This window comes from Sphingobacterium sp. HMA12 (assembly GCF_002933815.1).
In the GTDB taxonomy this organism is placed as follows: Bacteria; Bacteroidota; Bacteroidia; order Sphingobacteriales; family Sphingobacteriaceae; genus Sphingobacterium.
The window spans coordinates 229,126-241,177 of record NZ_BEYR01000001.1 but is presented as its reverse complement, the minus strand read 5'-3'; the positions used below and the strand labels follow the sequence as shown (position 1 = coordinate 241,177).

Genomic DNA, 12,052 nt, shown 5'->3' with positions numbered 1-12,052 from the left:
ATTACAACACCATGAAAATTAATAAACTCTATATAGCAATCGCACTCAGTGCAGGTTTGACATTACATTCCTGTAAAGACAGCAAATTTTTAGATGTTCCTTCAAAAGAAAATGTTGAGGCAGAAGACAGCGGGACGGTCTATACCCCCGAACAATTTGTGAACGGTGTCTATGGCATGTTTACAGATTGGGATTATGCTTTCTCCTTTTTGGGTATCACCGAAATGATTTCGGATAATGCAGACAAGGGAAGCTCTGCAACGGATTCAGGTGGCGACAAATTATTATTGGATAATCTTACGTACACCTCTACAGCGGGTTCATTTCAATCGATGTGGGCACGCTGGTATAAATCTATCGGTCGTGCTACCCGCGCAATTGAGTATACAGAAGGTTTTGGTTTAACCGACGAGGCCTATAAAAACAGGCTTATCGGAGAGGCCAGATTTCTTCGGGCACTCAATTATTTCTATTTGGTCCGTGGTTGGGGGGATGTCCCTATCCAGGAGCGCGATTATATCAAAAGAGAACCTGCTGCCGAAGTCTATGCCCATATTGAAGCCGACCTACAGTTTGCGATTGACAACCTTCCTATTAAATCTGCGTATGCAGCTAAGGATCTAGGGAGGGCAACAAAAGGGGCGGCTCAAGGTCTATTATCAAAAGTATATTTGTACCAGAGCAAGTGGCAGCAAGCTGCCGACATGGCAAAAACTGTCATCAACTCCGGCGGATATAGCCTCGAATCTGATTATGCTAAAATCTGGAGACTAGAAGGTGAGAATGGTCCCGAATCGCTTTTTGAGTGGCAGGCGCGGGGAAGCTCCATTGCCCATGGCATTAAACAATACAGCCAGGTACAGGCTCCTCGGGGTGGTGCAGTCGCGCTAGGTTGGGGTTTCAATATTCCTAGCCAGAATCTGTTGGATGCTTTTAATGCTGAAAAAGATGATATCCGTCGTGATGCAACCATTATTTTTAGAGGTGAAACGCTTTACGATGGACGGTTAATTGATAGTGGCGTCGAAAATCCCATGTATAATGAAAAAGCCTATTCTTCGGCAAATGGTGGTGCTGAACACACGGACAAAAACGTCCGCTACCTTCGCTTGGGGGAAATATACTTAATATTAGCAGAAGCTTCCAACGAATCAGGAAACAGTAGTGAGGCTTTAAACGCTTTAAACACCGTGCGTAAACGTGTAAAATTAGCCGAAGTAACTACGACCGATCAGGCGCAGCTTCGCCAATTGATCTGGAAAGAAAGACGTCTGGAACTAGCTTTCGAACATGACCGCTGGTTTGATCTCATTCGTACTAAGCAGGCAAAAGCAGCGATGGCCGCTGACGGAAAAACATTCCAAGACAAAATGTTTTTATTTCCAATTCCTGAAAATCAGCTTATCCAAACACCGGAAATGCCGCAAAATTCGGGCTGGTAATACTTACAAATAATAACTCAGTTCAAACGACCATAGGTCGTTTGAACATTTTTTAAGACTTTAAACAATACTATCCATGAGAAATCGAACAGCATATCCTTACTTAACTGGTATTGCTTTGGCCCTTCTTCTCAGCAGTTCATGCCAAAACAGATCAACCACCAGTACTGAGAATGCGTCCAACGGTGATTCCATAAGCCAACCAGTTATAAATGAAGACTCCTTGTTGACAACTATCCAGCAACAGACCTTTCAATATTTCTGGGAAGGTGCCGAACCGACATCAGGATTAGCACGTGAACGCATCCACATGGACGGTGTCTACCCAGATAATGACCGCAATGTCGTGACGATTGGAGGAAGTGGCTTCGGACTAATGGGGATGATCGTCGCTATGGAACGTGGATTTATTACAGCCGATCAGGGCACTCAAAAGCTTAATCACATCATGGATTATCTTGCCAAAATAGAAAGATTTCGTGGAGCATGGGCGCATTGGTATGATGGCGAACTGGGCACAGCCAAGCCTTTTAGTGAAAAAGACAATGGTGGCGATATTGTTGAAACTGCTTTTCTAGCACAAGGCTTACTCACGGTTCGCGAATACTTGAAAGACAAAAATGAGGCTGCAAGAGCAGTTGCACAAAAAGCAGATAGACTTTGGAAAGAAATCGATTGGAATCACTATACAAATGGACAAAATGTACTCTATTGGCATTGGAGTCCTAAATTTAATTTCCAGCAAAACCATCCTGTCAGAGGGTATGATGAATGTTTAATTACCTATATTTTGGCAGCTTCTTCCCCGTCCCACCCTATTGCTGCCAGTGTATACCATGAAGGATGGGCAAGATCCGGTGGGATTAAAAGCACGGCTAAAAAATATGATATTCCGCTAGCCATTAAACATAATGCGAAAGAAGGCGAAGTAGGCCCGCTTTTTTGGGAACATTATTCTTACTTGGGATTGAGCCCAAAAGGCCTAAAAGATCAATATGCTGATTATTGGGAAGTAACCAGCAATCATGTCAAAATAAATTTAGCGTATGCCAAGCTTAATCCCAAAGGTTATAAAGGCTACGGGCCTGACAAAGGCTGGGGCTGGACAGCCAGTTATTCTATAAAGGGCTATGATGCACATCATCCGGACAATGATCCGGGGGTAATTTCGCCTACAGCAGCATTATCTTCTATGCCCTACACGCCGCACCAAAGTATCCAATTTGCACAATATCTGAATAGTAAATTGGGGGATAAAGTTTGGGGTAAATATGGCTACTATGATGCCTATAGCGAAACTGCCAACTGGTTTCCGCAACGTTATCTGGCCATCGATCAGGGGCCTATTATTGTCATGATCGAGAACTATAGAACAGGAAAAATCTGGGACTTATTTATGCAAGCACCAGAGATTCAGCAGGGATTGAAAAAACTTGGTTTTACGAGCCCCTATTTCAAGTAGTGGATAATTTCGGAATCATTTTCAATCCGTCACACGTTGAAAATGGTTCCATCCACGAAAATATCAATAATAAGTTCGATAATCGACTCGAGTTTATTTTTTATAAAAATTAATGAAACTAGCTGTGGTAACATTGATAAGCAGTTTATTGAATAACAACTTACACACACTCCACTTAAATCCGATGTAATGGACTCAATGATAACATATAGTTCATAACGCATAACAGAAAATAATACAATGAAAAAAGTAGTAGGAACATTCCTCCTTGCATTTTTAGCTTGGCATGTGAGTCCAGCACAATCGAATCGAAAAATGGATCAGTTTATTGACCAACTTATGGCCAAAATGACTGTTGAAGAGAAGATCGGACAGCTAAATCTAGTCACCGGCGGCGAAGCGACAACCGGAACGACAGTTTCCACAGATGTGGAAGCGAAAATCCGAAATGGCCAGATTGGTGGTATTTTCAGTATGAGTACACCATCCAAAATTCGCAAGACCCAGGAAATTGCAATCAAGCAGTCTAGGCTTAAGATTCCGATTATCTTTGGTATGGATGTCATACACGGCTATCGCACTGTTTTCCCTATTCCTTTGGGACTCGCGGCGACATGGGACATGGGATTAATCCAGCAATCTGCCCGTATTGCAGCCGAAGAAGCCACAGCTGATGGCATTAACTGGGCCTTTTCGCCGATGGTAGATATTTCAAGAGATCCGAGATGGGGACGTATTTCCGAGGGTGCTGGCGAAGATACTTACCTAAGTTCAAAAGTTGCTGAGGCTATCGTTCATGGCTTTCAGGGGGATAATTTAGCAGCACACAACACGATGATGGCCTGTGTCAAACATTTTGCACTATACGGCGCAGCAGAAGGTGGACGTGACTATAATAGCACCGACATGAGCCTCCATCGGATGTATAATGAATATCTACCACCTTACAAAGCAGCTATAGATGCCGGAGCTGGCAGTATAATGACCTCCTTCAATGATATTAATGGCGTACCCGCATCAGCCAATAAGTGGTTGATGACTGATGTGCTACGCAAGCAATGGGGTTTTAAGGGCTTAGTTGTAACAGATTATACAGCTGTCAATGAGCTAACAGCACACGGCCTCGGCAATCTACAACAAGTTTCGGCATTAAGCCTTAACGCTGGTGTCGATATGGATATGGTGGGTGAAGGTTTTCTTACTACACTAAAAAAATCGCTTGATGAAGGGAAAGTTAAGCTCGCTGATATTGACAGAGCTTGTCGTTTTGTGCTGGAAGCAAAATATAAACTGGGCCTATTCGAAGATCCTTATCGTTACTGTAACGAACAACGTGCGAAAAACATAATCGGTTCAGCTGCCAATCATGCCAAAGCAAGAGAAATTGCAGCTAAATCATTTGTCTTACTGAAAAATGAAGATCAGATTCTGCCTTTAAAAAAATCAGGTACAATTGCTGTTATCGGTCCTTTAGCCAATTCAGGAGCCAATATGCCCGGGACCTGGAGCGTGAGTGCAGAACTGGAGAAAACAGCATCATTAGTGGAAGGAATGAAAGCAGTGCTGGGTAGTAAAGTAAATATCCTGACACATCTTGGAACTAATCTATTGGAAGATTCCACTTACCAAAAGCACGCAACAATGTTTGGGCGCACCATTGCAAGAGATCCACGAAATGAAGAGGAGATCATTGCCGAAGCGATAAAAGTCGCACAAAAATCGGATGTCGTTGTTGCCGCTCTTGGAGAATCTTCAGAAATGTCCGGAGAAAGCTCGAGCCGCTCCGAGCTGGATATACCAAAAAATCAACAAAATCTTCTGAAAGCATTGTTATCAACAGGAAAACCAGTTGTGCTTGTATTATTTACAGGTAGACCGCTAACGCTTACTTGGGAAGATGCACATGTTCCAGCGATTTTAAATGTTTGGTTTGGCGGCTCGGAAACGGGAAAGGCAGTCGCTGATGTCTTATATGGAGATGTTGTTCCTTCGGGAAAGATTACGGCAACTTTTCCGCGCAATGTTGGTCAGATTCCGATCTATTATGCACACAAAAATACAGGAAGACCTTATGGAAACTCCGGGGATTTTGAAAAGTTTAAATCGAACTATTTAGATGTTAGCAATTCCCCACTCTACCCTTTCGGTTATGGATTGAGTTATACAACCTTTACCTATGGAGAGATTCTTCTTGATAAAAACACATTGGAAAGCAACGGAACCATTCAAGCACGTATTGATATTAGCAATACAGGTCATTACGACGCGGAAGAGACGGTTCAATTATATATACAGGATTTAGTTGGCTCTGTCACCCGTCCAGTTAAGGAATTAAAGGGTTTTCAAAAGATATTTTTGAAAAAAGGCGAAGTCAAGTCCGTGAAATTTGACATTCAACTTAAAGACCTCAAGTTCTTTGATAACGATCTGAATTATGTTGCCGAACCTGGGGATTTTAAAATTTACATTGGGCCCAATAGCCGTGATGTCAAAGAGGGGGATTTTAAGCTGCTTTAAAGTCGATCGACCCCATTCTCGAGGCTGACTTTGCTTTTAGACAGCTTTTATTAGCCGACTTAATGGCTAAAGCACAAATTAACTATTGATTAACACCATCCTCATGATTAATAGGGGATTAACAGGGAGATAGCAGGGGGTTAACAGGGGTATAACAGGGATAAACCCCTATTAACCCCCTGTTAATACCTTATAAAGTACCTACCAATTGGGTTTTAAGGATGAAAATAGTGTTAACTTGGTCATAAGTTAAGTACCAGCATCTATAAATAACCAAATAAAAACAAGTAGGAAAGTTTCAAAATAGCCACAATACCCCATCCAGTGAGATTAGTGCCGTTAGCGTATATCGCCAATCCCTTTATTATTTCATATTCCCATCAAAGCTTTCAAACAGTAAACGTAATTCTGCTGCTTTCTCGGGATAATCTACAATTATATTCGTTCTTTCGCTCGGATCCCAAGCAATATTATGTAATTCTTCTACCGCGTCGTATGGTTTCCCAGATATCTGGTTAACACCAGCAGGTATACGCCTATATTTCCAATCTCCCGATCGGACAGCTTCCACATGACCGTAGTTTACCAAGAATATCGGGCGATGTGGTGTTTTTAAATCTTCCGTTTTACCATTTAGTAAAGCATCAATAGCCTGGCCATCGATGGACTTTTTTGGAAGAGGGGCCCCTGTCCATTTTGCTATCGTAGGCAGCACATCTAAATTACTGATCGCCTGTCTAATTACCTTACCTTCTTGTGCATATCCTTTTCCGTACACGATGAATGGAACACGAACCCCACCTTCAGTAGTTTCAGCTTTCGACCCTTTAAATACACCGGCTGTGCCTACATGCCAGTTTTTGGTCACATGGTCGTCCGACATCCGTGAAGGATATGCAATCCAGGGACCGTTATCACTCGAGAAAATCAAAATCGTATTTTCCGCCAATCCTTTTTTCTCTACGGTCTTCCAAAGCTCGCCAAAATTATGATCTAACTCACGCATGACTGCGCCCAAAGGGCCTGCATTCTGCTGATCAGCAAACTTATTCTTATTGTTGGCAAAGGCCAATGGTAAATGCGGAAAATTATGCGCATAATATAAAAAGAAAGGATGATCTTTATCTTGATTTTCTATAAAACTAACCGTTTCCTTATGATATAACGCACTTAAATCCGAATCATCAGGTGCTACAACCTCTGGCTTCCTATTTCTAAAAATTTTTATGACTGAATCTGTTTTTACATAGGGATCACGATAATCATGGCTATACAACATTCCATAAAAAAAATCGAATCCTTGCTTATTGGGATGATGATAGGCCTGTTTATCGCCAAGATGCCACTTACCGATCAGAGCTGTCCGATAACCTACCTTTTTTAGAAGCTCGCCAATGGTTTCTTCTTCATCCGGTAGTCCGAGATTTGACCCTGGTCCAATTGGTGCCGGTAGATTATAACGGGAAGCATATCGTCCGGTCAACAAAGATGCTCGCGAAGGGGTACAAGAGGGCGTTGACACCATAAAGTTTGTTGCCCGCACACCTTTACTGGCAATAGAATCCAAAAAAGGGGTTGAAATATTCGGACTTCCATAACAGCCGAGGTCACTATAGCCTAAATCATCTGTAAGAATCAGGATTATATTGGGCTTCTTATTTTGTGCATTAACAACTGTAGCGAAGAGAAACATGGTCATTGCCATGAATAGTTTGGTATACCGGATCATGATAGCATTATTTAATTGGAAACATTGATGCAATATAAGAAATTACCAATTTGGATTTTGTCGTAAATTAGAATTTAGATTCATTTCACGTTGAGGAATTGGCCATAGGTAATGTTTTTGCGGATCGAAAACACGCCGTTCTGATGCCGCTTCAACGATAACAGTTTCACCCTTGTTATTTAGATAAGTAATTCCATATACTTTACCTGGAACTACTTTTTCAGCTGTTTTCCATCTTCTGATGTCCGCAAGGTGCAATCCTTCGAAAGCGAGTTCCACAGTACGCTCGCGACGTACAAGCTGACGAAGCTGGTCCTTGTCTCCTATTGTATTTACATTTGGTAGTTTTACATCATCCCGTGTATTTCTGACCTGATTAATTGCAGCATATACACTTTCATCAATCTGTCCAATTTCAATTTTAGCCTCCGCAAAAGTCAGCAACACTTCCGCATAGCGTAATAATATAATATTCAAACCACTTTTAGAAGGATTGGAAAAATCCTTTTTATCAATATATTTTTTGATATTAAAACCTGTTGTAGAGGCGATATAAGTACTTCCGACTGCATCTGCTGTTCCGCTGTTGGGAGCCGGGCGGAAAATCGCACCATTAGGGAGTTGATCGCCATCTAAAAAAATGGAGTAATAAAGTCTATGATCGCGATTTTTATACGGATTTTTGAGATCATACCCACTAGTAGCATCAGTAATCAGGTGCCCGCTAGCAGTCGTATAGCTATCGATCAATGCTTTGGTGGGCACATAGGTGCTTTGCCCATTTTGCTGACTGTAAGGTGCCAATTGAGTAAAAACATTTTGAGTGTATATATTTTCCAAAAATTGCTTATCTAAAAGAACTTCTTTATTATTTTCCGCTGAATAGGAGAAAAGTGTCGCATAGGATGGGTACAATTCAAACTGATGACTATCAATAATTAACTTGGCCGCATTGGCCGCGACAGCAAAACGTCCAGCATAGAGGGCCGCACGTGCCTTCAAGCCTAAGGCTGTCCAACGCGTTATCCTCCCCATATCATTGCCCGTATAAATATTAGGTAAACTCGCGGCAGCTTGCTCCAGTTCTTCATCAATAAAATCATATATTTCAGTAAGTTCTGCTTGTCGCACTTCCCTTCCTTCTTGTAACGTAAGTGGTGTTTTCACCAAGGGAACTTTACCGAATAAATAGGCCAATTTAATATATTGATAGGCCCTTAATACACGAGCTTCACCAATATAGCGAGCAATTAATGCTTCATTTTTACTCCCCTCAATTCTATTCACGTTTGCCAAGAAATAATTTGCAGCACCAATACCTTTGTATGCACTATTCCAGGTATTATACACTCGCGAACTTGATGCATCATAAGTGCCCTGTTCGATATAAGCGTCGACTGCAAAAGGTTGATTGACATGTGCAATATCTGTTAATGCATCCAAATAGAAGATTTCTGCACCATCAAGATCATTGTACAATGCATTGACAGCTAATTCTGCATCTGTTTGACTTTTCCAAAATATATTTTCCGAAAGTCGATCCGTAGGTATGGCATCCAGCAGATCCTTGTCACATCCGGCCGTTACAAAAGATAGAATCATCAAACCAAAAAAAAGGTTTCTTTTTTGATGTAAATAGTTATAAAAATTCATTACTCTTCAATTTAAAAATAAAACAAAAGACCGTCTAAAGGGTCAAATTAACACCGAAGGTGTACAGTCCAGTCTGGGGATAATAAACAGCCCTTCCTGATTCAGCCTCTGGATCTAAATTCCATTCATTCAGTTTGGAAAAGGTCAGTAAGTTAGTCGCGGATAAATAGACACGCAGTTTACTGATGTTTACCTTCCCTATCTTCTCCAATGGAATGGTATACCCTAATTGTATATTTTTTAAACGGAGATAAGAGCCATTGACCACCAATCGGTCAGCAGTCGCCACATTTCGGAGATCATATTTAACCACACGTGGAAAACGTGCATCGGTATGTGTTGGTGTCCAATAATTAGCGGTATAAATTTCATGGGTAAATCCCTCTTGATTTCCCATTTCAGCTAACGCACCCGAAAGTCGAGTATCAATTTTCGCTGCACCTTGGAATAGTATATCAAGATCAAAGTTTTTGAAGGCGACACCCCCGTTCACTCCAAAAGTATATTTTGGAAAGGAGTTTCCAATGGCTGTCATATCATCTGCATTAATTACACCGTCTCCATTGAGATCCACATATTTCACATCACCAGGTTGCGTGTTTGTTGCATAGGTTGCGCCATAAGCTTTTATCTCCTCAGCAGACTGAAAGAGTCCTTCTGTTCTGTATCCCCACAGTGTATTGATCGGTAGCCCCGTTGCAATAATATATCTCGGATCAATATCGGAGCCAGCGATATATGGTCCTGTCCCTTTCAAATCAGTGACTTCATTATGGTTGATACTCAAGTTAGCGTTTAACTGATAAGTGAAAGCACCAGGACGCGATGGTCTCTTCTGATAATTTACAGCAAATTCCCAACCACGGTTAAGTACGGTTCCTGCATTCTGGGGGGAAGGTTTTAAGCCTAGCACAGCTGGAATATCTAAATTTAACAAGATATCATCAGTCACTTTATTGTAGTAATCTAAGGTGAAGGTCAATCTATTGTTTAAGAGTGAAGCATCTAGTCCCAGATCATACTGACGCGTAGATTCCCAGCCAAGTTGTTGATTTGCGTAGCTATCCAATCGATAACCTTGCACCGATTTACCTCCGAAATTATAACCTGCCGCTACCAATGCCGAATAGTAACTATATAGATCGACAGATTGATTACCAGTTTTACCCCAAGAAGCACGTAGTTTAAACTCATTAATCCAGTTTTTTATTGGTGACCAAAATTGTTCATTAGACAGAAGCCATCCCGCTGAAGCAGAAGGGAAAAAACCGTATTGTTTATCGCCGGTAAACCGGGAAGAGCCATCATATCGACCATTAAATTCGACTAGATATCGACCATTCCAGTCATAGTTCACCCGGCCGAAAAAAGAGCGCAGGCCATATTGTACGTCGTATCCACTATTATTTTTGGTCGCGTCATCTGCCCCTTGTCCAATGGAAGTGATGTCATTGTTGTAAAATCGTTCACGATATGCTGTTAGATTGGTTTGGTAATTGTGGATCTGCGAATATCCGGCAAGTGCTTTAATATGATGTGAACCGTTTGTCAACTGATAGGTAAGCAAATTATTCCAGGTATACTCACTGCTATTGTCCCGGAGCTCGGTTAACGAATTTATTGGAAAACTTTTCACGATTCCCGTATTCTTGTCCTTGTTTTCGAAGGCATTTAAAAAAGTCTTTGTGCTGCTAAAATTCAGGCGAGCTCCGAATTGAGAGGTAAAAACTAAATTTTCCCATAGCTTAACATCTGCTTTTACTATCGAGCTTAAATAATTTTCAGTTACTTTTTTATAACCGCTTTTTTCAATCAACATCAATGGATTATTTCCCTGTGTGCTAAGTCCATAAGTTCCATCATCGTATTTGGGAACTGCCCACATTGAACCGTGAAAAAAGTTATTAATTGGATCACGTCCCGGTTCATAGGCCTTACTGTAACGATAATTAATATTTCCGTTAAAGTTGAGCCAGGAGGTTGCTTTGTAATCATTATTCAGTCGAATATCAGCCAGCTCTGCACCATAATTATCGATGATACCATTCTGCTTGTTATAACGCGCCGCCAGTCTCGACTTTAATACTTCGTTACCGCCTGAAAATGATAAAGAATGATCTTGTTGGGGTGCTGTTTTCAGTAAGGTTTCAAACCATGTATTCGGCAATGGGTATTTTTCACGATCTGTTGTATTACGATAGCTTTCGATAGATTCATCGGTAAATCTTACTGGTATAGCCAATCCGGCATTACGATAAGCATCCTGCTGCAATTGAAGATACGAAAGTGCATCCATTTGTCGAGGTCGATTGATCGATTTTTGCAGGGTATAGTACCCATTGTAATCAATAACAACCTGACCGGACTTTGCACTCTTGGTCGTTACAATAATAACGCCATTTGTTGCACGGGAGCCATATATTGCTGTCGAAGATGCATCTTTTAAAACAGAAATTGATGCAATGTCATTGGGATTGAGCTTAGACCAAGGTTGTTCTATCCCATCCACAATGACTAAAGCATTGTTTTTACTGAGATCATAACCACTGGTACTGCTTGAATTGGTGTTAAAGGTAGTCAATCCACGAATTCGAATATTTGCAGCAGATTGTCCCGGCTTGCCTCCTAAATCTTGTACTGTTACACCAGGCAATATTCCCTGAAGTGCTTGTTGTGTATTAGAAACTGGGCGTTTGGTCAATCGTTCACCATCAATACTAGCGATCGAATTCGTTAAAGAAAACTTCTTTTGTGTTCCATAACCAACGATAATTACTTCATCCAGATCTTGGGAGATAGGTTCGAGCTCGATTATAGCAGGGGATTGAGATACAGATATAGTCTTTTTCTTGTAACCAACACGGGATAAAATGATTGAAAGTGGTAATTTTTGCCCTGTAACGAATTGAAAAAATCCTTTTTGATCCGTTTTAACACGATGTGTAACAGTTTCAAGTTGAACCGTTACATCTTCGAGTGCCAATTTGCTCTGACTGTCGTAAATATAACCAGATAATGAAGCGTTAATAATGGGTTTAGGTTCAATTTGTGCATAGGTATATTGTCCAAGACAAGACAAACCTAAACAAAAAGTCAATGTAGAATACCGTAGTACCCTAAAATTTTTCATAGGTAAAAAAGTTAATCGTGAATACTAACAAGTGCCAACGCCAATCGAAAACTTGTTTCTATTTTGAAGACATTCGGGGAAGCGAGCGCCTCCCCTACTGTCAATTTGAGAAAAGATAA

General features: G+C 41.1%; 6 protein-coding genes. 3 read left to right on the top strand and 3 right to left on the bottom strand.

The window, feature by feature from the left end; all coding sequences use genetic code 11:
* Positions 1 to 11: 11 nt before the first annotated feature.
* The 3 genes from HMAT_RS01000 to bglX all read left to right on the top strand — a co-directional run bounded on the left by HMAT_RS01000 (position 12) and on the right by bglX (position 5,421).
* Positions 12 to 1,442, top strand: coding sequence for a RagB/SusD family nutrient uptake outer membrane protein (locus HMAT_RS01000; RefSeq protein WP_104380964.1), 1,431 nt, complete (start codon positions 12 to 14; stop codon positions 1,440 to 1,442).
* Between the two features lie 76 nt (positions 1,443 to 1,518).
* Complete coding sequence (locus HMAT_RS00995; RefSeq protein ID WP_104380963.1) at positions 1,519 to 2,904, top strand: glucoamylase family protein; 1,386 nt, start codon at positions 1,519 to 1,521, stop codon at positions 2,902 to 2,904.
* A gap of 240 nt (positions 2,905 to 3,144) precedes the next feature.
* On the top strand, positions 3,145 to 5,421 hold the full coding sequence (bglX, locus tag HMAT_RS00990; RefSeq protein WP_104380962.1) for a beta-glucosidase BglX: 2,277 nt from the start codon (positions 3,145 to 3,147) through the stop codon (positions 5,419 to 5,421).
* Positions 5,422 to 5,785: 364 nt separating this feature from the next.
* Here bglX and HMAT_RS00985 read toward each other — a convergent pair whose 3' ends face one another.
* The 3 genes from HMAT_RS00985 to HMAT_RS00975 form a co-directional block, all read right to left on the bottom strand.
* On the bottom strand, positions 5,786 to 7,150 hold the full coding sequence (locus HMAT_RS00985) for a sulfatase-like hydrolase/transferase (RefSeq protein ID WP_104380961.1): 1,365 nt from the start codon (positions 7,148 to 7,150) through the stop codon (positions 5,786 to 5,788).
* 42 nt (positions 7,151 to 7,192) lie between these two features.
* Positions 7,193 to 8,752, bottom strand: a complete 1,560-nt coding sequence (locus tag HMAT_RS00980) for a RagB/SusD family nutrient uptake outer membrane protein (protein ID WP_199768511.1) — start codon at positions 8,750 to 8,752, stop codon at positions 7,193 to 7,195.
* A gap of 85 nt (positions 8,753 to 8,837) precedes the next feature.
* The gene (locus HMAT_RS00975) at positions 8,838 to 11,933 is read right to left on the bottom strand and encodes a TonB-dependent receptor (protein ID WP_104380959.1); all 3,096 of its coding nucleotides are present in this window, start codon (positions 11,931 to 11,933) and stop codon (positions 8,838 to 8,840) included.
* Positions 11,934 to 12,052: the final 119 nt, after the last annotated feature.